General features: G+C 48.1%; 22 protein-coding genes and 1 tRNA gene. 13 read left to right on the forward strand and 10 right to left on the reverse strand.

Features of this window, described 5'->3' with window-relative positions; translation table 11 throughout:
- Positions 1 to 161 precede the first annotated feature (161 nt).
- The 3 genes from thrC to NZM04_03335 all read right to left on the reverse strand — a co-directional run bounded on the left by thrC (position 162) and on the right by NZM04_03335 (position 3,078).
- Positions 162 to 1,229, reverse strand: coding sequence for a threonine synthase (gene thrC / locus NZM04_03325; GenBank protein ID MCS7063071.1), 1,068 nt, complete (start codon positions 1,227 to 1,229; stop codon positions 162 to 164).
- A 5-nt stretch (positions 1,230 to 1,234) separates the two neighbouring features.
- Positions 1,235 to 2,518: a homoserine dehydrogenase gene (locus tag NZM04_03330; GenBank protein ID MCS7063072.1), complete on the reverse strand. Its 1,284-nt coding sequence runs from the start codon at positions 2,516 to 2,518 to the stop codon at positions 1,235 to 1,237.
- Between the two features lie 113 nt (positions 2,519 to 2,631).
- Entirely contained in the window at positions 2,632 to 3,078 is a 447-nt protein-coding gene (locus tag NZM04_03335; GenBank protein ID MCS7063073.1) for a polymer-forming cytoskeletal protein, read from the reverse strand.
- A 277-nt stretch (positions 3,079 to 3,355) separates the two neighbouring features.
- Between NZM04_03335 and NZM04_03340 the strand changes: the two genes are divergently transcribed.
- From NZM04_03340 to NZM04_03350, 3 genes are all read left to right on the forward strand, one after another.
- Positions 3,356 to 4,063, forward strand: a complete 708-nt coding sequence (locus NZM04_03340) for a MotA/TolQ/ExbB proton channel family protein (protein MCS7063074.1) — start codon at positions 3,356 to 3,358, stop codon at positions 4,061 to 4,063.
- 6 nt (positions 4,064 to 4,069) lie between these two features.
- Positions 4,070 to 4,477 carry a biopolymer transporter ExbD gene (locus NZM04_03345; protein ID MCS7063075.1) on the forward strand — a complete coding sequence of 136 codons (408 nt, stop codon included), beginning with the start codon at positions 4,070 to 4,072 and terminating at the stop codon, positions 4,475 to 4,477.
- Positions 4,478 to 4,565: 88 nt separating this feature from the next.
- Positions 4,566 to 5,084 (forward strand): TonB family protein, encoded by a 519-nt coding sequence (locus NZM04_03350; protein MCS7063076.1) that lies wholly within the window; start codon positions 4,566 to 4,568, stop codon positions 5,082 to 5,084.
- Here NZM04_03350 and lipA read toward each other — a convergent pair.
- Positions 5,071 to 5,982 (reverse strand): lipoyl synthase, encoded by a 912-nt coding sequence (gene lipA / locus NZM04_03355; GenBank protein ID MCS7063077.1) that lies wholly within the window; start codon positions 5,980 to 5,982, stop codon positions 5,071 to 5,073. The genes NZM04_03350 and lipA overlap by 14 nt on opposite strands.
- Positions 5,983 to 5,984: 2 nt before the next feature.
- A complete protein-coding gene (gene sufC, locus NZM04_03360) occupies positions 5,985 to 6,734 on the reverse strand; it encodes a Fe-S cluster assembly ATPase SufC (protein MCS7063078.1) in 750 nt (249 codons plus the stop codon).
- Between the two features lie 121 nt (positions 6,735 to 6,855).
- Between sufC and NZM04_03365 the strand changes: the two genes are divergently transcribed.
- On the forward strand, positions 6,856 to 7,752 hold the full coding sequence (locus tag NZM04_03365; protein MCS7063079.1) for an alpha/beta hydrolase: 897 nt from the start codon (positions 6,856 to 6,858) through the stop codon (positions 7,750 to 7,752).
- On the opposite strand, the gene nadC is transcribed toward NZM04_03365, so the two are convergent.
- The 4 genes from nadC to NZM04_03385 are packed head-to-tail and all read right to left on the reverse strand — an operon-like array spanning position 7,749 to position 11,054.
- Positions 7,749 to 8,615, reverse strand: a complete 867-nt coding sequence (gene nadC / locus NZM04_03370; GenBank protein ID MCS7063080.1) for a carboxylating nicotinate-nucleotide diphosphorylase — start codon at positions 8,613 to 8,615, stop codon at positions 7,749 to 7,751. The genes NZM04_03365 and nadC overlap by 4 nt on opposite strands.
- Entirely contained in the window at positions 8,603 to 8,914 is a 312-nt protein-coding gene (locus NZM04_03375) for a gamma-glutamylcyclotransferase (protein ID MCS7063081.1), read from the reverse strand. The genes nadC and NZM04_03375 overlap by 13 nt, the downstream gene beginning before the upstream one ends.
- Complete coding sequence (locus NZM04_03380) at positions 8,914 to 10,035, reverse strand: DUF1972 domain-containing protein (GenBank protein ID MCS7063082.1); 1,122 nt, start codon at positions 10,033 to 10,035, stop codon at positions 8,914 to 8,916. Before NZM04_03380 ends, NZM04_03375 begins: the two co-directional genes overlap by 1 nt.
- Positions 10,032 to 11,054: an NAD-dependent epimerase/dehydratase family protein gene (locus tag NZM04_03385; GenBank protein ID MCS7063083.1), complete on the reverse strand. Its 1,023-nt coding sequence runs from the start codon at positions 11,052 to 11,054 to the stop codon at positions 10,032 to 10,034. The genes NZM04_03380 and NZM04_03385 overlap by 4 nt, the downstream gene beginning before the upstream one ends.
- A gap of 126 nt (positions 11,055 to 11,180) precedes the next feature.
- Between NZM04_03385 and NZM04_03390 the strand changes: the two genes are divergently transcribed.
- The 7 genes from NZM04_03390 to aroA all read left to right on the forward strand — a co-directional run bounded on the left by NZM04_03390 (position 11,181) and on the right by aroA (position 17,569).
- Positions 11,181 to 12,290, forward strand: coding sequence for an exosortase/archaeosortase family protein (locus NZM04_03390; protein MCS7063084.1), 1,110 nt, complete (start codon positions 11,181 to 11,183; stop codon positions 12,288 to 12,290).
- An 11-nt stretch (positions 12,291 to 12,301) separates the two neighbouring features.
- Complete coding sequence (locus NZM04_03395; protein ID MCS7063085.1) at positions 12,302 to 13,057, forward strand: EpsI family protein; 756 nt, start codon at positions 12,302 to 12,304, stop codon at positions 13,055 to 13,057.
- Between the two features lie 77 nt (positions 13,058 to 13,134).
- Positions 13,135 to 13,211: transfer RNA gene (locus tag NZM04_03400), tRNA-Asp, on the forward strand.
- A gap of 1,137 nt (positions 13,212 to 14,348) precedes the next feature.
- Positions 14,349 to 14,603 carry a hypothetical protein gene (locus NZM04_03405; protein ID MCS7063086.1) on the forward strand — a complete coding sequence of 85 codons (255 nt, stop codon included), beginning with the start codon at positions 14,349 to 14,351 and terminating at the stop codon, positions 14,601 to 14,603.
- Complete coding sequence (locus tag NZM04_03410; protein ID MCS7063087.1) at positions 14,591 to 15,559, forward strand: hypothetical protein; 969 nt, start codon at positions 14,591 to 14,593, stop codon at positions 15,557 to 15,559. Before NZM04_03405 ends, NZM04_03410 begins: the two co-directional genes overlap by 13 nt.
- Before the next feature lie 158 nt (positions 15,560 to 15,717).
- Entirely contained in the window at positions 15,718 to 16,185 is a 468-nt protein-coding gene (locus NZM04_03415; GenBank protein ID MCS7063088.1) for a glutaredoxin, read from the forward strand.
- 145 nt (positions 16,186 to 16,330) lie between these two features.
- Complete coding sequence (gene aroA / locus NZM04_03420) at positions 16,331 to 17,569, forward strand: 3-phosphoshikimate 1-carboxyvinyltransferase (GenBank protein ID MCS7063089.1); 1,239 nt, start codon at positions 16,331 to 16,333, stop codon at positions 17,567 to 17,569.
- Between the two features lie 103 nt (positions 17,570 to 17,672).
- Here aroA and NZM04_03425 read toward each other — a convergent pair whose 3' ends face one another.
- Complete coding sequence (locus tag NZM04_03425; GenBank protein ID MCS7063090.1) at positions 17,673 to 18,647, reverse strand: class II fructose-bisphosphate aldolase; 975 nt, start codon at positions 18,645 to 18,647, stop codon at positions 17,673 to 17,675.
- A gap of 95 nt (positions 18,648 to 18,742) precedes the next feature.
- Between NZM04_03425 and NZM04_03430 the strand changes: the two genes are divergently transcribed.
- Together NZM04_03430 and NZM04_03435 are read left to right on the forward strand one after the other, a co-directional pair.
- A complete protein-coding gene (locus NZM04_03430; protein MCS7063091.1) occupies positions 18,743 to 20,128 on the forward strand; it encodes an ATP-binding protein in 1,386 nt (461 codons plus the stop codon).
- Positions 20,129 to 20,244: 116 nt separating this feature from the next.
- Positions 20,245 to 21,005, forward strand: a 761-nt coding sequence (locus tag NZM04_03435) for a hypothetical protein (protein MCS7063092.1), incomplete at its 3' end; no start/stop codon positions are given.

Raw genomic sequence — 21,005 nt, forward strand, 5'->3', positions numbered from 1 at the left:
TTTTGAGGGGATGAGGGTGTATGGGGGTTTAGCGGGGGAGCGGATTACGAAGGAGGCGAAGGGATTAGCAGAGGAAGAGGGGTTTTATTTGATTGCGGAGACGCCGAAGGGGCTACGGCTTTTGAACAAGCCAGGCTTCAAGCCAAGAGCCAGGTGAAAGATTATCCGTTAATAAGTTTCAACACCGCTTGAACGTCCGGCGGACAGACATGCGGTTGGATGTCTATTTGCTCAATCGCCGTCTGTGGATCTTTCAAGCCGTGTCCCGTCATCGTTGCAACGACAAGAGCGCCGGAAGGGATAAGACCTTGAGAAAAAGCTTTGCGAATGCCTGCAAGAGCCACAGCACAAGCAGGCTCGACGAATAACCCTTCGGATTGCGCAAGGGCTTTTTGGTTTTCGAGAATCTCGGCATCCGTGATTTTGTCAATGTGCCCGTGCGACTCTTTAATGGCTCTTTTCGCGCCTTGCCAGCTTGCAGGGTTTCCGATGCGGATGGCCGTGGCGATGGTCTCGGGGTGCTCAATAATGCGGTCTTCTACGATCGGAGCAGCACCTGCAGCTTGGAAACCAAACATGCGAGGCAAAGTGCGGATCACGTTATCGCGATGATATTCTTGGTAACCTTTCCAGTAGGCGGTGATGTTGCCGGCATTGCCGACTGGGAGCGCATGGACGTCTGGAGCGCGGCCAAGATGATCGCAGATTTCAAAAGCGGCTGTTTTTTGACCTTCGATGCGCACGGGGTTGATGGAATTGACGACTTCAATCGTCGGTTGTGAACCGAGGGCTTGCACGATGTGGAGGGCGTCGTCGAAATTGCCTTCGATGGCGATGATTTGTGCGCCATAGATGAGGGCTTGCGCGAGCTTGCCGAGGGCGATTTTTCCATAGGGGATGATTACAACTGAGCGGATACCCGCTCTTGCCGCGTAGGCAGCAGCGGAGGCGGAGGTGTTGCCGGTGCTAGCACACACCAGAATCTGAGCTCCACGTTCTACGGCTTTTGAGACGGCCAAAGTCATACCGCGATCTTTGAAGGAGGCAGTGGGGTTCAGCGCTTCATATTTGACGTAGAGCTCGAGGTCTAGGCGGTGTCGCTTGCAAAAATTGGAGAGGGGGATGAGGGGAGTGTTGCCTTCCAGGAGGGTGACGATCGGGGTGTGTTGAGTGACAGGAAGGCGATCGGCATAGGCTCGTATGACGCCTGGCCAGGGGGAGAGTTTCATGTTCGTCATTCGAAATCTTCGACGCGGATGACGATGGCAGGCGGAGCGACGATCGGCAAGGTTTCTATTTCCTGGCGAGCATTTTGGAAGGCGGCTTCTTGGGCATCATGCACCATGAGAATAAGCGGCACCCAATCGCCTTCGTGTCCTTTGGGTTGGATGACTGAAGAGATTCCAATTTGGTGCCTTGCTAAGATGCTAGATATCTGAGCAAGGACGCCAGGGCGGTCTATGACGTTTAAGCGTAGGTAATAACGGGAGATGACCTCTGAGATCGGCTTGAGTTTAGCATGAGAGGGCTTATAGGAGGTAGGAGTGGGCGTGGGATTGCGGGCAATTTCGATGAGGTCAGCCGCTACAGCACTCGTGGTGGGTAAGGCACCTGCACCACGACCGTAGAAAAGAGCTTCCCCGAGCGCATCGCCTCGCACGGCAATAGCATTAAAAACGTCTTTAACAGAAGCTAGAACATGCGATTGCGGCAAAAGGGTGGGATGCACGCGCAAGTCTATTTCTTTTTCATCTGTGGATTGGATGATCGCTAGGAGTTTGAGGCTATAGCCCAGGCGAGCAGCGAAATCCAAATCTAGCCGGTTGATGTTACGGATGCCTTCGACGCAGATTTTCTCTTCATCGGCCCATGTGCCGTAGGCAAGTGCAGCAAGAATAATAGCTTTGTGGGCGGTATCATGTCCGTCTACGTCCAAAGATTCATCGGCCTCCGCGTAGCCGAGTTGTTTTGCTTCCGCTAGGGCTGTAGCGTAATCAAGGTTTTTCTCGGTCATCTGAGTTAGGATGTAATTGCAAGTGCCGTTGATTATGCCATGGATGGAGAGAATTTTGTTAGCAGCGAGACTTTCGCGTATCGCCTTGATAATCGGAACTGCGCCGGCGACGCTGGCTTCAAAAAGAAGATGACGTTGTTGCTTGGCGGCGAGGGTTAATAGTTCTTCTCCGTGGGCTGCGAGGAGGGCTTTATTTGCGGTGACAACATGCTTGCCGTTTAGAAGAGCTGTTTTAATGAGGGAGTAGGCTGGCTCGATACCGCCAATGAGTTCCACAAGAATTTCAGCGCCGGGATCGGTGGCAAGAGAGAGCAGGTCAGTGGTGATCCGATCTGCTGGAGCGCCACGAGAAGTGGCCTTATGGGGATCGCGGCAGGCAATTTTTGTAATTTCAAAACGACTCTCTGTGCGGCGGGAGATTAAATCAACGTGAGATTCCAGGTGATGCCAGAGTCCAGCTCCGACGGTGCCGAATCCTGCAAGATGGATACGCCACGTCTTCATCAATCTACGTGTAAACGCTAAGAGTTCATAAATCCAAGCCCATCGAGGCTTGCATTGACTTACCCGCTATAGAGTATTCAGACTTTATGTCGTGTGAACGAGTCGCTTTACCCTTAGCGGCTTGGTTTGTCGGAGAGGCGCGTGAAGATTTGAGAAAAGTCAGCTTCCGTCTGCGGCGCACTGTTGATATTTTCTGAGCGTCCGACAAATAGCACTCCATCTTCAATAAAGAGGCGAGAAGCTCTTACATCTCCGAAGATTTGAGCTTTACCACGCAGCTCGACGCGTCCAGTAGCAACTATGTTTCCTTGAACTTTTCCTTTAATTATTATGTCTTGGGCTCGAATTTGTGCTTTTACGATAGCTTGATCACCTATGATCAGCGTCCCGTTTTCGGAATCAATCCCGCCTTCATAGCGGCCGTTTATGTGGAGCTCGCCATTAAAAGCGAGATTGCCTTTGAATTCTGTATCTGCAGCTATTATTGTCGTTTCTGTCGTCGGAGAGATTGAACTAAAAGCGTTGCGAAGTGGGCTGGAACTCGGGCTTGCAGCTGGCATAGATCCAGCATCCCGGTCGCGAGACTGAGAAGGAGTCTCGGCTGGAGGTTGGTTACTGGCGGTTTTGCTTGCGCTAAAGTTTATAGGCGCTGACTGACTTTCAGATTTCTTTAAAATGTTCTCAAACACGGCTAAATATCAAAGCGGTCGTTCATGTTTTGTCCAGAAAAAAAATAAATCCTTTTGTTAGGCTCTGAGCCTCAGGCGTTGAGCTGCAAGAGTTAGATTTTTCTTGCGACCAAGTCTCAATTAAACAAACTCCTCAGCGTATCGAACTATGCTTGCTGTTGAATGGTTCTTAAAGGGGGGCGTGTTTATGTGGCCGCTTTTGCTTTGCTCTATAGTCGCCACGGCCGTAATTGTTGAGAGAGGGTGGGTTCATTGGAAAGCGCGATTAAATTATCCGCAGTTTCTCAAAAGATTAAAACAAGAACTTGCAGGTTGTCCAATGCGTGCCCCCAAATGGCTTTCGGGCTCTGCAAGTCCAGTAGCTAAAACTGCCGCGGTATATCTGCGCTACATCCATGCTCCTCCAGGGCTCCGCAACGAAGCTCTTAAGCGTGAAGGTAACCGTTATCTCTTAGAGCTTGAGGCTCAAATGAAGCTCTTGTCTTCAATCGCTCACGTGTCACCGTTGCTAGGTCTGCTTGGAACGGTCGCGGGCTTGGTTGCAGCTTTCTACCAGATCGAGGCGGCAGGTGGATATGTGAATCCATCCGATTTAGCTGGTGGGATTTGGGAGGCGTTGATCACTACAGTTGCAGGTCTGCTCATCGGGATTCCTTGTCTACTTACGCACCAGTTTTTTCACGCTCGCGTCGAGAAGATCAGCCGTGAAATGCAAGATGTCGTGAGTGAGCTCGACGAAATGCTGGCTGTGGGCCGCATTCTACCACCGTCGACACCGGAACCTTCAAGTGCTACGTCCTTTGCTGCTACTCATGATGAAGTAGCCTCTGCGAATGACACTTATGAGGTCCTCTAGAATCTTATGTCGGTAGAGTTTCATCGCCCTGCAAGCTCTCCTGGAGCTATGAACTTAACGCCGCTGATTGATGTGGTCTTTCAGCTTTTGATTTTTTTTATGTTAACCTCTTCATTTGTCTATCCTGCGCTAGATTTGAAATTGCCGCGCGCTGAGACGCGCCCCTCGTCTCCTGATGCGCAGATGATTGTCATCAGCCTTGATGCTCAAAACCGCCTCTTCGTTAACCGCGAAGAAGTCTCCGAAGCTGAATTAGAGAGGATTTTGAGGGAGCGGCTTCAACATGTCCCCCAACAAGCAGTTTTTTTTCGCGGTGACCGGGCCACTCCGTATGAACGTTTTACTGAAATCATGCAGATTGCCACCCGAGCGGGGGCGCGTTCGTTCAATTTGATCCATGAGCCGAATCAATAAGTCCACGAGCGCATGGCTGATTTCTATTCTCGCGCACGGATTGCTGTTTCTTTTTCTAACGTATTTCGGCAGCTCACTATTGACGGCCATGAAAGGAAATCGCGAGGAGTTTCTCGCCGTGGAAATTAACGTTGTCGAGCTACCCGAAGAAGTTTCAACGGCCGAGCCGAATCAGGAAAATGTCATCCTTACTGAAGCGCCAGAAGCTCCAGAGGTGCCTGTGCCCGAGTGGTTGAAAGAAAAAACCCATGAGGCAAAGCCCATACCGTCTGAAGAGCGACCTAAAATTCGAAAGAAGAAACCTACACCAACACCACAACAGGATCCTGAGCATGGTAAAGCCTCACCTGCGCAACTTTCAGAAATCTTAAAGCAAGTCAAGCCGCGTTACCCTCCTGCTGCTCTTCGTGCTGGGCATCAAGGGACAGTCAGCCTGCTTTTAAGAATCGGCTTAGAAGGCCGCACCAAAGAGATTCGAGTCCTCAAGAGCTCGGGTCGTGAAGATTGTGATCGAGCTGCCATCGAGGCCATCCAGCGATGGTGGAGATTTCGGCCTCTTGGCTATGAATATGATAGGACGCTAGACGTCCATTTTAAGCTGGATTAGAGAACGTGGGAGAGGAAGAAACATCGAGATGATAGAAGCGCTGGGATTGCTCATCTGCGTGATACGAACTGCGCACCAGTGGACCAGACTCGACGACGCTGAAACCTAAAGCCAGCGCATGTTCCTTCCACCATGCAAATTCTTCGGGAGCTACCCATCGATGCATCGGTAGATGAGCTTCCGATGGTCTTAGATACTGGCCAAGAGTGAGTATGTCCACGTGAAGAAAAGCTAGATCTCTTAGCACGGCGTCAATCTCATCTCGTGTCTCTCCAAGTCCGAGCATCAGTCCAGTCTTGGTGGTAAATCCTCGTGTTTTAGCGTGTGAGAGGAGGGCAAGGGATCGTTCATAACGTGCTTGAGGGCGCACTTGAGGATGAAGACGCGGCACCGTTTCCACGTTGTGATTGAGAATGTCGGGGCGTGCTTGAAGAACAGTTTCCCAAGCGTCGATGTTGCCTTTGAAATCGGGAATAAGCACCTCGATGCGCGTCTGCGGATTTCGTTTGCGGACGGATCGGATCGTTGCAGCCCACACAGCAGCGCCGCCATCTTTGAGTTCATCTCGTGCTACTGAGGTGATCACAACATGTTTGAGGTTCATCAATCGCACGGCTTCTGCGACCCGATCGGGTTCTTGCCAATCTAGCTCTGTGGGTCGTCCCGTCTTTACGGCACAAAAGCCACAACTCCTCGTGCAAATGTCACCAAGAATCATGACAGTAGCCGTGCGACGAGACCAACATTCTCCTAGATTAGGGCATTGTGCACTTTCGCATACTGTATGAAGCCGATAACGTTGAATAATCGCACGAGTCGCTTCATAGCCTTCTCCTCGAGGAATCTTGGCTCGCAACCAAGGAGGCTTAGAATTTAACGGCCACCCGTGCTCGTGCATGTTTAGTCCTGTATTTCTTTGAGAAGATTTTCGTAACCTTCCCGTTCGAGTTGCTCGGCCAGTTCCTTACCACCGCTCTTCACAATACGGCCTTTGACGAGCACGTGGACGAAGTCGGGAATGATATAATTTAGCAACCGCTGATAATGCGTTATCACAAGGATGCCGAGTGAGGGGCCGCGAACGGAATTCACCCCTTTGGCCACAATTTTCAGTGCATCAATATCCAGGCCGCTGTCGGTCTCATCGAGCACTGCGTAAGATGGCTCTAACATGAGCATTTGTAAAATCTCGTTGCGTTTTTTTTCGCCTCCTGAGAACCCCTCATTTACGTAACGGCCGGTGAAGGATTTGTCCATTTCCAGCAAAGCCATTTTTTCATACAACTTCGCGTAGAACTCAGCCGCGTCAATCTCCACGCCCTCTGGGAGTCGAGCTTGGAGAGCAGCTCTGAGGAAATTGGCAATCGTTACGCCTGGAATTTCGCTCGGATATTGAAACGCCATAAACAAACCTTTGCGTGCTCGCTCGTCAGGCTCTAGATCGAGGATGTTTTCTCCGTCGAGTAAGACTTCGCCACTCGTCACTGTGTAGTCAGGATGGCCTGCCATGACTTTGCTTAGGGTGCTTTTACCTGAGCCATTTGGTCCCATAATCGCGTGCACCTCTCCTTTTGAAATGGTAAGCGAGAGATTTCGTAAGATGAGCTGACCGTTAACTTCTGCACTGAGGTTTTTAATTTCAAGACTCATAGTGATAACTTCTATCTAGGGTTAAAAAGCTAGGCTTAGCACAAATCTTCATGTTGCCAAACTCACGATTGTGCAGCGACGTTTGGCAACTACGCGAAACAGGACTAACGTATCACGCAGGATGAGTCGCCAGCGAAGTTGGAACATTCGGTTTTTAAGTATTCAAAGCGTTCTTCGACTGGGTTTGCTCTACTTGGCGCTAGTAGCACTGATTGCGGGCTGTCAACAATCGTTCATTTATTTTCCGCGATATGAGCCTCGCTTTGATGAGCAAGTAAAAGCCGTGGGATGGAAGGAGTGGACAACCCCTCGGGGGGAATTTATCGGGTGGATTATTGAAAGGAGGAAACAAAACCCCTTCTATGCCTATATCCCTGGCAGCGATAAAGGTGGCGAGATTCCAATCCTTATGTTTCACGGCAACGCAGGCAGTGCTTCGTGGCGAAGTCACTGGGTAGATGCGATGCAAGGAGTTGGCTTCGGTGAAATGCGCATTTTGGAATATCCAGGCTACGGACGCCGCAAGGGGCGTCCTTCGGAGGCTACATTTATTCCATCAGCTGTGGGAGCATTCGATCTGTGGGAATCTGAGCGTGGCCATAGGCAGCCGAAAATTGTTCTCCTTGGGGAAAGCCTTGGTTCTGGCGTTGCAGCAGCAGTCGCTCAAGCAAGGCCAGAGCGAGTCGGTGGAGTGATTTTAGCCGTTCCTTATGATAGCATTTTGAACGTGGCTCGGTCGCGTTTACCTTTTTTACCGATTGGCTGGCTGCTACGGGAACGATACGACAGTGTGTCACGACTCAAGGGATTAAATGTGCCTGTGGTCATTGTTTCTGCGGCGCAAGATGAAGTGATTCCGGTCGAGCATGCACGACGTCTGAGAGCTGCTTTGTCTAAGAATGGTGTGCCGCATCAGTATGTCGAGCTTGCTCATGCGCAGCACAACGACTTGACGTCATATCGCGAGGATTGGGCACCACAAGCTTTTGAATTTATTGCCAAGCAGCGAATGGACTAATCTAGGCCTAGGACTTGAAATTCAAGACTGATATCCACAGCTGGCGCACTATGGGTGAGGGCGCCGACGGAGATATAGTCCACGCCGAGTCGAGCGATTTGTGCGACGCGATCGAGAGTCATGTTGCCAGAAGCTTCGGTTTTGATGCGTCCACCGATGATTTGAAGGGCTTGCGCGAGGGTAGAAAGGTCCATGTTATCAAGCAAGAGGACATCGACATCGAGTGAGGAGAATGTTTTGACTTGCTCTAGGGAAGAAGCCTCGATTTCGATGGTGGCTTCTGGATGAGCTTGGCGAGCGGCTTTAATGCGATCGCGTAATTCTTGAGTAGTCAGAAGTGTGAGATGATTATCTTTGATGAGAAAATGATCGTAGAGTCCCATACGATGGTTTTTTCCACCGCCGCATACGACAGCATATTTTTGCAATAGACGAAGGCCTGGAACTGTCTTGCGGGTGTCGAGGATCTGTGTGGCAGTGCCTGCTGTGGCCTGAACGAATCGGTGCGTCAACGTTGCAACGCCGGAAAGTTGTTGCACAAAATTCAAAGCGGTGCGCTCAGCAGAGAGGATAGCACGGGCGTTTCCCTCGATTTTCAAAAGAACCGTGCCGGCGGAGAAAAGCTGTCCATCGTGAAGGTAAGTCTCGATGCGGCATTGTGGGTCAAGTTCGCGAAAGGCATAGATTGCAAGGGGTAAGCCAGCTAGGACACCTTCTTGTCTGGCTAGCATGGTCGCTTGAGCTTGAGTTTTTGAAGGAACGAAATGATGGCTTGTAATGTCCATCGGGCCGATGTCTTCACCGAGGGCACGAGTGACGGCTTCTCGGATAATCGGATCAGGAAGTGCGCTTATGCGTTCCATACGTAAGTGAGGGCCTGGTAAAGCTGGCCGTTTTCGGTTTCTACTGTGACGAGCTTACGAGAGTAAGTGTGCCCCTCGTATGTATCTAGGTTTTTCCATGCTTCATCGGGGATATCAAAAAATATCTTGCCTAATACATAGTAGTGTGGATGAGGGACGATGGCAGGATAGTCAAAGCCGTGAATGGCTATTTTTTGGTATCCGTCGAGGCGAGCGTGAAGATAAGATAAACGGCGTCTAGTGAGGCGGCGCATAAAATCGGGGTCAGATAGGGTGCCGTAGGTGAAGAGATGAGGCATTAGCTAGAAGCGAGCATTTCTTGGAATAGCGTTTCATATTGATCAGTGATGTGATCCCAAGTGAAACGCTCTCGGATTCGGTCTTGAGCGCGGCTTCTGAATGACTCTGCGAGCTCTGGATCAGCTTCAATTTTCTTGATTTTCTCGGCAAGATCGTTGCTGTCTTTTTCGTAAAGTAGGCCATATCGGCCTCCGTCGAGAACCTCAGAGTTAAAAGGTGTGTGGAGGGCTAGGATGAGGTTTCCATAGCCGAGCGCTTTAAGGAGAGAAGGGTTGATGCCGCCGAATTGATGGCCGTGAATGTAAGCGAAGCAGTTGCAATGCAGCTCGCGGATGTGGCCGGGTTTGCTGATGTGGCCAAGGAATTTGACTCGATCGTTCGCCAAGGATTTGAGGCGATTGAGGAAAGCCATTTCGATTTTGTTGCCCTTGTAATCTGCGCCTCCGGCGATGGCGAGAGTTTTTTGAGAACCGGATTTTACGAATGCTTCGACGATTAAATCTGCGTTGTTGTCGGGAATCATTCGCGATGCGATGAGGTAGTAATCACGGGGGCGTAAGCCGTATTCCTCGATAAATTCTGGGTTTTGAGAGGATTCGATGTTGGCGCCGTAGGCGATGTAGGTGGAGTCAATGCCGAATTCTTTGGCGTAGAGGCGATGCATTTCCTCGGCGTCTGTGATAATTTTGTGGTAAAAGATTGTGCCGAGGCGCGCAGAATTTTTGAAAATAAATTTCCCGATGGCGTTCCATTTCGGCCTTAGCCATTCCATGCCGTCGACGTTTAAGGCGCATTTTTTGCGGAGCAGTCGGGGGATGAAGCCGAACATTCCGTTAGCGGCGTTAACGACGAAGACGATGTCGAAGTCCTTTAGGGAAGCATGCACGATGGCTAGCAGTGTGTGCGAGAGGGTGCTGAAAAATTTGTGTTCGATGCTGGGAAGATAAATAAGTCGGATGCCAAGATAGGTAGGGGGGCGTTCTGAAAAGAGTGGGCTTCGGCAGTATACTGTGACGTCGTGGCCGCGTTGAACGAGGCGTGGGGCGAGTTCACTGATGAATGTTTCATACCCACTGTAGCTTGAAGGCAGGCCGCGAATACCGAGTATGGCGATTTTCATGAGGAGTGGTGGGAGATAAGACGAGCCCAACTAGGGGGCATGTTTTTGGTAACTTCAACAGCTTCGAAAGGTTTGCCTTGTCTCGAGCCTACTTTTTTCGCCCAAGCCGCCATGCGCTGTAGGCCTTCTTCGAGAGGCACATTTTGGATGAGATCGGCGAAATATGTTTTGACGCGATCATGAGAAGAATAGGCATGGAGGACTTCGTTGCGAGCGGGCAAATGTTGGATGCGTGGTGTGACGCCGAAGACGCGGCCCACGGCGTGAGCAAGCTCGAGGACAGAGTAAGGTTGGTCTGCGCCGACATTAAAAATTTGGTTGAACGTCTCTGGACGCTCGACGCAACGTGCGATGATGGGGGCGACATCGCTGATGTAGGAGAAAGCACGGGTTTGTGTGCCGTCGCCAAAAATTGTGAGGGGCTGATCTTGTAGAAGCGCGTTCATAAAGATCCCGATGACGTTGCGGTAAGGGTCTCCGAGATTTTGTCGCTCTCCATAGACGTTGTGAGGCCGGAAGATGACATAGTTTAGCCCAAAGATTTCGTGTGCTTCTTTGAGGTCGAGCTCGACGGCATACTTGGCGATGCCGTAAGGGTCTTCGGGTTGTGGGACAAGATCCTCGTGCATGGGGAGTTGGTTTCTACCGTAAACGGCGATGGAAGAGGTGAAAATGAAGCAGAGGACTGTGCCTGTGTTGATGGCGGCGTTTATTAAATTGACGGAGCCGATCAAATTATTTTGATAGTTGAATCGTTTGATGAAATGGCTGAGGCCTTCGGCGGCATAGGCGCCGAGATGGAAAACATAGTCGGGTTTATATTTTTCAAAAAGTTGATGGACTAAATCCACGTCCAGAAAGGAGCCTTGGATGAATTCAGCTTGGGAAGGGACGTTATCCACAAAGCCGCCCGAGAGGTCATCAAGGCCGATTACGCGGTGACCCATGCGAATTAATTCGTCTGCAACATGAGAGCCGATGAATCCTGCAATACCTGTGACTAGAGACGTCCGTGGCATGGCGAAAGTCAAGGGTTTTCTTTCTGAAACTCAAGTGAAAATCGGCTTGGGGAGTTTGTGTTGGTATGCATGGGCAGGAGCAAAAAAGCTTTTGTTTCTCAGCAGCAGACGATTAATTTACGCTTTGTGAATTTAAATTGGCGCCTTTTCTTGACGTGGCCTTGGATGGTCTCGATTGTTGCAGTGACTTTGTTATTTGGCTTTGTGCCCTACTACACGGGCTACGATGCGACTTTAAAATCCTTGGCACAAGGGTATCCGGCGCTTTTTACGACTTATCAAGGCGACTGGGCGCATTGTTTCTTTGTGCCATTCATTGTCGGATGGATGGTCTATCGGGATTGGAAAACGATTGCTGCAGTGCCCCTCCGACCTTCAAATTGGGGCATCGTGCCGATAATTGTGGGCTTGGCTATTTATTGGTTTGGGCAGCGAGCCAACGTGCATTATTTTGCTTATCCCGCTCTGCAACTTTTCTATATGGGGCTTGTGGTGTGGTTTGCCGGTTGGGGGATGTTTAAGGCAGTTTTCTTTTACTGGCTTTTTCTTTGCTTTATGTATCCGTTGCCGGCATTTACGGACCAGATTGCTGTGACGCTCCGACATTTTATGACATGGTGCTCAGCGGGAATATTGAATTTCATCGGCATTCCTGTTGTGCGTATGGGCACGGGGATATTTTCAGCGCCAGATCTGGCAAACGGGCTGGCGCAAGGAGAGCTCTTCCAACTTGAAGTTGCCGACCCCTGCAGCGGTATTCGTTCGCTCTTCGCGCTAGTCATGCTATCGGCGCTCTACGGGTATCTTGCTATGCGCAAGACGTGGCAGAAGCTCGCTATTTTTGCGCTAGCAGTTCCTTTTGCTATCATGGGAAATATCGCTCGCATATTGATTCTCACCGCAGGCACTTTGCTGCTTGGTCCTGAGACTGCTGTCGGCACCCTTGAGAATCCTAGTTTATATCACATGGCTGCAGGTTATGCAGTCTTTATTGTCGCTATAGGGATGATGATGCTAACAGGTTGGCTTTTTGAACGCCCCTGGGCAGAGTATTGGCAGCGCCTTACTCAATCTCCCTCTCCAGTATTCTCTGCTGCCGGTGAAACCTCAGCTACAATTTCTTATCCGTCCATTCCTGACGAACAGGGGGAGGGTACAAACCCTGCCTCCTCTAGTAATGGCAATGACGTCATGGATATTCACTCAAAGCCATCCAAGTCTCCATCCTCAGAATAAGTTCCTCTTACATGTTTCTTGACGATTTTGATTCCCCCACTTCTCCTTTACGGTCTGGTATAATTTTGCTTGTTGTCCTCTTCACCGTAGGGCTTTGCCTTGTCGGCACGACTTATGAGGTTTCCACGAAACCAGGCGTCATCATGTATTTGCCGACTCGCGTTTTAGATTTTATAGGATACGAACAAGAAATTTCTGAAGGTGAAAGAGCTATCCTCCCTCCTGACACAGAATTTGCGCGAAAGTCATACGAAAATTTTGAAGGCGACACCATTATCGCCTCGATTATCCTCAGCGGAGCAGAAAAACGAAGCATCCACAGGCCAGAAATTTGCCTTCCCGCTCAAGGTTGGCAAAACACCGGCAGCCGTCGCATTTCCATACCACTAAAAAGCGGCCGCCAGCTCGAAGTTACGGCCTTGAGCATTATGCGACCACTGGTCGTAGGTCCTAAACAGACGCTCAACATCCGCGGCTATTATCTTTACTGGTTTGTGGGCGATGGCATGACCACCCCTTCGCATTTTTGGCGAGTCTTCCACACTAGTTGGGACAAAGTATTTCACAATATCAATCACCGCTGGGCTTACGTCATTGCCTACTCCATCATCACGCAAGACCTACGTCCCGACGGGAAAAATCCAGAGCAGACCCTTTCAATGCTCACTGACTTCGTCCGCGAAATTGTCCCTCACTTCCAAATTTCAGAAATGGAAAACACAAAGCCCGATGAGGTCCCACCGGCTGCAAATTCTGCATCGCAATAAAACCTTGCCATCCGTCGGAGTATTCGTAATATTGTAAATTCGCGCGTGATTGGCCTCAATGCCACATCCAGCAATACGGAGCCATAGCTCAATTGGTTAGAGCACTGCCCTGTCACGGCAGGGGTTGCGGGTTCGAGCCCCGTTGGCTCCGCCACACTACAAATGCGCTCCTATCATCAAGCTATTTTCTGTGTGGCGAAAGCCAAACGGTAATTAGTAGTGCTTACCCTAAGCTAGTATTCCCCACTGCCCTAATTCTCGTCAACAAAAGTTATTTCAGCGATAACGCATCAGGAAGATTATTGTTAACTAACAGAGACTTTTTTTGCATGCCCATAATACATAATAAATTAACTATTCTAAACTAACTACAAAGAAAGCAATTGTATAAAGCAAACACTAAAGTGTTAGGTAATAGATATCAAAGTATAAGTCCTAAGATTAATTAGTTTATGAGTGTTGTCTATCAAAGCGATGTGATTTGGGGAAACTGTTGGATGAAGGCGCTCTAGAGAACAAAATATTCTATGAGAGTTGGGATAGAATAGACACTTTCTATAATATAATTTGAAAACTACAAACCAATCTAAAATATAAAATAAATTTGAACAGTGAACAACTCAACTTATAGATTTTGAATAGATATGTCAATGAGTGCCGTTCCATCAGTTGCGACGGATAGGGAAAAAAAAACAAAAATTACGTAGTTGAAGATACAATCTTGCAGCTTTCAGGGTCTTAGAGATAAGCGTCTATTTTTTTATCTAAAATTGAGCTTAAGGTAGTTTTTTTTTTACAACAGTTCTATGTCAAATACAATTAGTTTGACTAATAAATATAAATATGCTTAAAGAGGTTACTAAAATTCTTAAGTCAAAGTTAGGAAAGATAACGCTTTGTGAGTCTCCACAGTCTCTGTCAAATACGCATTTTAATTTGAATTTTAAGATTGGTTGGGCAATTTTAATTTTTTCGCTTGCGGCGTGTTGGATAAATTGTTTTGGAGAATACATTTTAAGATCTGATGATATACCCAAAATTAATCGAATCCTAGAAAGTGGTCTCTTATCATGGATGAAGGAATACATATTAGAATTCAAAATGAGAAGGTGGTTCTGGTCCTTCGTTTTCGCTCCTTATGTCTATATGCCAAAGTATCTTACAGGTGTATATCTAGTCCTTTTATGGACGATTTGCACATCTATGATTTATTATCTAATGTATGATTGGACAAGATCTGTTCGAGTTAGTTTGCTAGCGGCAGTATTCTACGGAGTAATCCCGATTGCACATGATGCTGCTTTATGGCTTACAGGAAGTTATGGTATTATATAACTGCTTATTTTTTATGTTAGGTATTATCTTTATTAAAAAGTATTATCAACGCAAAAGCAGTATATGGTTATTTTTTGCTTTTTTTGCAATCTTAGTAGGGGCATTCTTTGGGGAACACTTAGTTGTCGCTTCTCTTGCTATAGGATTCTTAGCAAATCCAAACTCTATATCTTTTAGAACAAAAAATGTTTTAATGACTTGGGGGTGGTAATCCCTTTTCTGGCGGTAGGACTATATTTGCTATTGATAGTAATTCAGAGTGAGGGAAATTATCGCGGCACGGTAGGAGAGGATAAAAGCCTGCATGAATTCAATTTTAGAACCTTATTTTCTCCTATATGGCATTTACATAGATGGATATATGTGATTTACGATATAATAAATTTAAATTCATGGAGGATAGTATTAGAATGGATAGGTAATACAAGGCTTGTAATTGGGATGGCGTTGTTATTGATTGCTATTGCTATGGATTATATACTAAACAGAATTATAACTACTGAATTAGTATATTCTTCAGATAAAGCAACAATCTTAAAACAGAAAGTCTATATTTTAATTATGATGATTATAGGCATAAATGTAGTTCATGCATTCCAAGGTGGTTTTAATGGATTATCTAGATTCTATCCCCCGATTTGGATGCTCTTAGTTCTTATCATAGGCTTAATTCTCTGTATAGTAAAACATCCAAAGTTATTAAATGTAAAAAACGCAATAATTAAATATGGCTTTGTTACTACTGTGCTTGTTGGAGTAGCCATAAGTTGGTTTATTCATACCTCCTTGAGGATTGAATCTCAAACGCAAATCGCTTTGGATTTTTATGTGAAAAATAAGAAATATATACCGAAGTGCATTAATATAGAAAGAATTCCTCCCCCACTATTATCCCATAGTGGAGACAAACTCATTAATGATTATATAGCACAACCAATTCATTTTTTGTATGCGGATACACTTAAATTTGTTAGCAAAGAGGATCCCAACAGTGATCCAGAGTTGACTGTGTATGTAAATTTGGGTTATGTAAAATACTATAAGCCTATTCTGTTTAATGATTGTAAGATGTGCTTGCCCGGTTCAGAATGCTTAACACTCAAGGCAATTCGATATGATGGTGTGATTAGGATAGAAGAATTCTTGCATAATATGCTGATTGATTGATCAAAAGAGGATAAGAATACAATACTAGGCGATAATTTATCTAGGCTGCCAAGAAATGCCAGCTTTATCTAATATCGTCCAGATATCGTAATGAATCCAGAAACCGCATTTACGCAAATTTTTATTAACTTAAACTCCAGTATTTTTATCGGATATGAATGTGGAATGAAGAAAAGCCCTTTTCAATGCCCTCATTAGTGCGCAGAGGCGGGCAAGTGAAACTTCTTTTGCAAAATCAAAAAATGGTTTTATGTTTATTTGCTGATATGAATAAGAAACCTACAATCATTGCTTACTTGAAACCTTGGTGCGGATGGAGTAACGGTGTCCGCGCGGTGCTTCAAAAATATAATCTGCCTTATGAGGATCGGGATATTATTGGCAATATCCAAAATCGAATTGAGATGGTGCAGAAAAGCGGACAGGAGCTTTCCCCTTGTGTCGAAGTGGATGGACATATGTTAGCAGATATCAGTGGGGAAGAGCTTGAGCAGTGGTTAGTGGCCAATGGTTACGTCCAAAAGAGTGACGCGCCGACAGCAGTGCCGATTAACCAGCCGTGCAGTGATGAGGAGCATGCGGCGCAACGTTCAGCTAATTCGATCCCGGTAAAAATCAACTTCTAGCCTTATTCATATGCGTCGGTTGGGAGTGGCGCTGTGGCGAGTTTGATGCAAGCGTGCCACGCGGGCGGTAAAGTGAGGACTGAGCTCCGGTCCAGGAGATGAAGAAGATTGTGCTGTGTGAAGAGGCTAGGTATTTTCAGGTGCTGTGTTTCATGCCACCGTAAAGTTGCCTGGCTCAAAAAGCATCACCAATCGTGCGCATATTTTAAATTTTCTTTCGAAGAGCCCTGCACGGTTACGAGGTGCCTTAGTTTCTGAAGACACCGAGCACATGATGGAATGTGTGAGGCGGGTGCAAGAGGTGCGAGGGCGCGGGGGAGAGGAAGTTGTCGACCTTTTCGTTGGAAACTCAGGCACGACAGCGCGCTTTTTGATACCGGCGTTGTTGCATTATCCGGGTAGTTATCGGGTTGACGGGGTGCCTCGGATGAGAGAGCGGCCGATGCGCGGGTTGATTGAGGCGATGCGACAGCTTGGGGCTGAGGTGAGGTGCCTAGATAAAACGGACGCGCTTCCTATTCTTTTGAGGACTTATCCAAAGATAAGTCCTTATGCGGAAGTCGAGGTAGAAAAGACTAGCCAGTTTCTCTCCGGCCTTTTGATGGCTTTGCCACTGGCGGCTCATCCGCAGTTGACGTTGCAACTCAGCGGCCCGCTTCAGTCTGAGCCGTATGTAGCGATCACTTTGCGGATGATGGCTCAATTTGGTTTGAAACATTTGCCGGTTTATGATGCGGGAGCGCATTGCTACCGGATCATGGGAGGGCAAGATTATGCACCTCCGGAGGAGTATGGAATAGAGCCAGATGCTTCTGCAGCGTCTTATTTTATGGCGTTGGCGGCGATTCACGCGGGGAGTTCGGTTTTTGTGCCTGAGTTGACGACGAATGCTCTTCAGGGAGATGTGGCGTTTGCGCAAGTCCTTTCTCGTATGGGGGCTGAAGTTGAATACACTGAGAAGGGGATTCGTGTGACGGGCACGGATCGTCTTTGTGGTGTCGATGTGGATATGAATGCGATCTCCGATACAGTGATGACTTTGGCGGCGATTGCGCCGTTGGCTGATTCGCCGACGACGATTCGGAATGTGGCGCATATTCGGCTGAAGGAGTCGGATAGGATTGCAGCGACGGCGACGGAGTTGAGACGACTAGGAGTGCGAGTGGAGGAGCGCGAGGACGGTCTGCGAATTTTTCCGACGAGAAAATTTCAGTCTGCTGAGATTGAGACTTATGAGGATCATCGGATTGCTATGGCTTTTGCGGTGCTGGGGACGAGGGTCTCTGGGATGAGGATTAGGAATCCAAAATGTGTGGCGAAGACTTTTCCGGGCTTTTTTGAGGTGTTGGAGCAGGTGCTCAGAAGCTCGAGGGGGGGTGTATAGGAGTCAGAAGGCTTTTTGTAAGGTGTTAGATCTGCCTGGGAGATGTGGCGGCAATTTTTTAGCGGGTGGTATGTTGGTGGAGAGACGGCAGTCGGGAGGTTAGTTAGAGCTGGATGTTTAGGAATCGCTTGAGGTCATCGAGTTTGCCTGCGCAGCCGAGTTTTTGGTTTCGACCGGCGATGAACTTGGCGTATTCGTCCATGAAGATCTTGCCGGGGGTTCGGAAATCGAATTCGGTGGGGTGATCGCGGAAGTATTCGCGATGGACGCGTGTCCAGACGAGGCGGCCGTCGGTGTCGATGTTGACTTTGGTGACACCTAGTTTGGCGGCGGGGAGATATTCGTTTTCGTCGACGCCGCGGGCTGAGGGGTCGAGTTGTCCTCCTGCGGCGTTGATGCGTGCGACTTCTTCTTTGGGGACACTGGAAGAACCGTGCATGACGATGGGGATCGGCTGCATGCCTGCAGCAATTAGGTTATCGCGGATGGCTTGTATGACGTCGAAGTGGAGGGATTGGCGGCCTTTGAATTTGTAAGCGCCGTGAGAGGTGCCGATGGCGGCGGCGAGTGCGTCGCAACCTGTGCGGCGGATGAATTCTACGGCTTCTTTGGGATCGGTGAGGCAGGCGTGACCTTCTTCGACGACGATGTCTTCTTCGACGCCGCCGAGCATGCCGAGCTCGGCTTCTACTGAGATTCCGCGGGCATGGGCGCGCTCGACGACGCGGCGTGTGATGGCGACGTTTTCTTCAAAAGGGTGATGGGAAGCATCGATCATCACCGAGGAGTAAAAGCCTGACTCGATGCATTCGTAGCAGGTTTCCTCGTCGCCGTGATCGAGGTGGACGGCGAAAAGGAGGCCGGGGAAGATTTCATCTGCGGCACGTATGAGGGATTCGAGGATGCGCTTGTGGGTGTATTTGCGGGCGCCCTTGGAGATTTGGATGATAAAAGGGGCTTGTGAGTCCCAACAGCCTCGAAAGAGGCCCATGATTTGCTCGGCATTGTTGACGTTCCAGGCGCCGATGGCGTATTGGCCATAGGCATGGCGATAGAGCGAGGCGGTGGTTACGATCATTGGCGGAGTAGGGTAGGGAGAGGAGAGGGAGAGTCAAGTGTCGGGATGGATTTTGCGTTTGAGGAATAGTAGGGGGTGGCTAGAGAGAGGGAGAGATGTTTGCGTCAGCATTCAAGAGCGTCGAGGTGCGGCCAGAGGTGTGGCGAGCATTTCGAGAAGCGGATCGAATGGCTGGGACGAACAATTTCGTGATGGCCTCGTTGCTTGCCATGGTGCTGGTGATTATGGGTGCGGTGTTGGATCACTTTGTCTATCCGCAGCAGGCGGGGCTTTTTTTGCTTTTGCGGTTTGCGTGTGCATCGGCGTTGGCGGTGTTATTGACGATTGGTTTGCAGCCTGTAGGACGGCGCTTTTATCGTCTTATTAGTGTCTGTGTAGCTCTAGTGCCGGCTTTGACCTTTGGTGTGATGATTTTTTTAACGGACGGCCACTTGTCTACTTACTATGTGGCACTGGTGCTGTTTTTGTTGCTTTTTGGATTAATTCTGAACTGGAGCCCTCAGCAGAGCATCGTAGCCGTCTATGCTGTTTGTCTGATATATCTTGCAGCGTGCATTTTTAATGAGCGTCAGAGTATCAACTTTGGGGTCTTTTTTAACAATATGTATTTCATCCTTCTGGCAAGTGCTGTCGTGATTTTTGGTAGCTGGGTGCAAACGAATGCTCGTATGCGAGCATTTGTTTTGCAGCATGAACTTTCCGAAAAAAATCGTCGTCTTGAAATTGCTTTTGAACAACTCCGTGAAACTGAAGCTGAGCTGCTTCACAGCGAAAAAATGGCCTCACTTGGTCGTCTTGCTGCGGGAGTGATTCATGAGATCAATAATCCCCTCAACTACGCTAACACCGCTTTGTATTTACTACAGAAAGAAGCCGCATCCCTTCCTATTCAAAAGCGCGCGAAAATTGAGGGAATCATTCACGACATTAGTGATGGCGTGCAACGCGTCCAAACCATCGTGAGCGGATTAAGAAGTTTTTCCCATCCTAAGGCCGAGCGATTTGAACACGTCCGAGTAGCCGACATTGTCGCCACTGCTTTCCGCTACGTAGGCCATGACCGCAAAGCTGAAGTCGAGATTCACTGTGATATTTCACCTGAGCACGTTGTCTGGGGAAATGAACAGCAACTGCTGCAAGTGGTCCTAAATCTTTTGCAAAACGCATACGATGCTATGCTCGATGAGCAGTTCAAACCAGCGGATAATCGTAAACCTCAAATTCAAATCACTAGTTACGAAGAAAAAGGAAACTTAAAACTTAAAATACGAGATAACGGCCCGGGCATTCCACAGGCGATTATTAATAAAATCTTCGATCCTTTTTTTACTACAAAAGATGTGGGATCAGGAACAGGCCTAGGATTAAGTATTTCATATCGAATCATTAAAAACCATCGTGGAACGATCAGTGTAGAAAGTGAAGAAGGGATATTTACGGAATTCACCCTCACCCTACCCACATCGCCGGCTGACACATAACTTTTATAAGTAACTAGCATTCAGCTCTTCGCCAACATAAGTAATTTTTTATAGATAAAAAACTTTTTACTTGCTTTTCATTAAAAAGTGTGCTTTTGTAAAACACATACTTGCATATGATGCGTGCTTTGAAACAAACACTCTTGCTAAGTGTTGTTGCTGTGACATTTAACAGTCATGGCCAAGTCACGCCATCTTATGAAGGTTTCGGCACGGGTTATATTCCAAATCAAACTTTTGGAGCCAACGCCACACCGGGCACAAATGCACTTGTTCCCAAAACAGGCTATACAAGTAATTGGCTTGAAATCGGCACGGGAGCTTATCCAAAATCCAAAATCACGCCTAATAGCTTAGACTACACATCCGACACCGGCAGCATCATCACTACAGGTGGGGCCTTGCGGCTTGAGACAAACGCACGACTCGGTCGTGAAATTGCTGTAAATACGGGCACTGGCACAATTTATTTCAGCTTCCTTTATCAATTAGAAAACACCGGCACCACTACCCCAGAGCCTACTATCGCATCCCCATATTTCGGCGTGGAATTTTGGAAAAACGACGCCGTTCAAATAAAATGGCGAGAAACCCCTGGCTTTTACTCAGATGGCAGCTACAATATGGGTTCAGACCGCAAATTCACAATCCGTGGAGATAGCTCAACTATCTCATTTACTGGGATCGACATCAACGCTCCTTTGCATACCCTCGGTGCCCTGGATAACCAAGTAAATCTCATCGTATTCAAATTAGAACTTACAGGCATTCCCGGGCAAGACACCATAAGCATCTGGAGAAATCCAGATCTAAATACCAACGGGCTTGACCCCACGCCTTCTCAAGCTCAAGCATTCGCACAAATCACCAATCAAAA

Source organism: Candidatus Methylacidiphilales bacterium (assembly GCA_025056655.1).
Taxonomy (GTDB): domain Bacteria; phylum Verrucomicrobiota; class Verrucomicrobiia; order Methylacidiphilales; family JANWVL01; genus JANWVL01.

Coding starts and splice junctions, on each gene's coding strand:
- nadC (MCS7063080.1), bottom strand. CDS start 8,615: ATGGAACGCATAAGCGCACTTCCTGATCCGATTATCCGAGAAGCCGTC.
- NZM04_03380 (MCS7063082.1), bottom strand. CDS start 10,035: ATGAAAATCGCCATACTCGGTATTCGCGGCCTGCCTTCAAGCTACAGT.
- NZM04_03330 (MCS7063072.1), bottom strand. CDS start 2,518: ATGAAGACGTGGCGTATCCATCTTGCAGGATTCGGCACCGTCGGAGCT.
- NZM04_03340 (MCS7063074.1), top strand. CDS start 3,356: ATGCTTGCTGTTGAATGGTTCTTAAAGGGGGGCGTGTTTATGTGGCCG.
- thrC (MCS7063071.1), bottom strand. CDS start 1,229: ATGAAACTCTCCCCCTGGCCAGGCGTCATACGAGCCTATGCCGATCGC.
- NZM04_03415 (MCS7063088.1), top strand. CDS start 15,718: ATGTGGAATGAAGAAAAGCCCTTTTCAATGCCCTCATTAGTGCGCAGA.
- lipA (MCS7063077.1), bottom strand. CDS start 5,982: ATGCACGAGCACGGGTGGCCGTTAAATTCTAAGCCTCCTTGGTTGCGA.
- NZM04_03335 (MCS7063073.1), bottom strand. CDS start 3,078: ATGCCAGCTGCAAGCCCGAGTTCCAGCCCACTTCGCAACGCTTTTAGT.
- NZM04_03350 (MCS7063076.1), top strand. CDS start 4,566: ATGAAAGGAAATCGCGAGGAGTTTCTCGCCGTGGAAATTAACGTTGTC.
- NZM04_03405 (MCS7063086.1), top strand. CDS start 14,349: ATGATGCTGCTTTATGGCTTACAGGAAGTTATGGTATTATATAACTGC.
- NZM04_03385 (MCS7063083.1), bottom strand. CDS start 11,054: ATGCCACGGACGTCTCTAGTCACAGGTATTGCAGGATTCATCGGCTCT.
- NZM04_03345 (MCS7063075.1), top strand. CDS start 4,070: ATGTCGGTAGAGTTTCATCGCCCTGCAAGCTCTCCTGGAGCTATGAAC.
- NZM04_03375 (MCS7063081.1), bottom strand. CDS start 8,914: ATGCCTCATCTCTTCACCTACGGCACCCTATCTGACCCCGATTTTATG.
- NZM04_03430 (MCS7063091.1), top strand. CDS start 18,743: ATGTTTGCGTCAGCATTCAAGAGCGTCGAGGTGCGGCCAGAGGTGTGG.
- NZM04_03395 (MCS7063085.1), top strand. CDS start 12,302: ATGTTTCTTGACGATTTTGATTCCCCCACTTCTCCTTTACGGTCTGGT.
- NZM04_03365 (MCS7063079.1), top strand. CDS start 6,856: ATGAGTCGCCAGCGAAGTTGGAACATTCGGTTTTTAAGTATTCAAAGC.
- NZM04_03425 (MCS7063090.1), bottom strand. CDS start 18,647: ATGATCGTAACCACCGCCTCGCTCTATCGCCATGCCTATGGCCAATAC.
- sufC (MCS7063078.1), bottom strand. CDS start 6,734: ATGAGTCTTGAAATTAAAAACCTCAGTGCAGAAGTTAACGGTCAGCTC.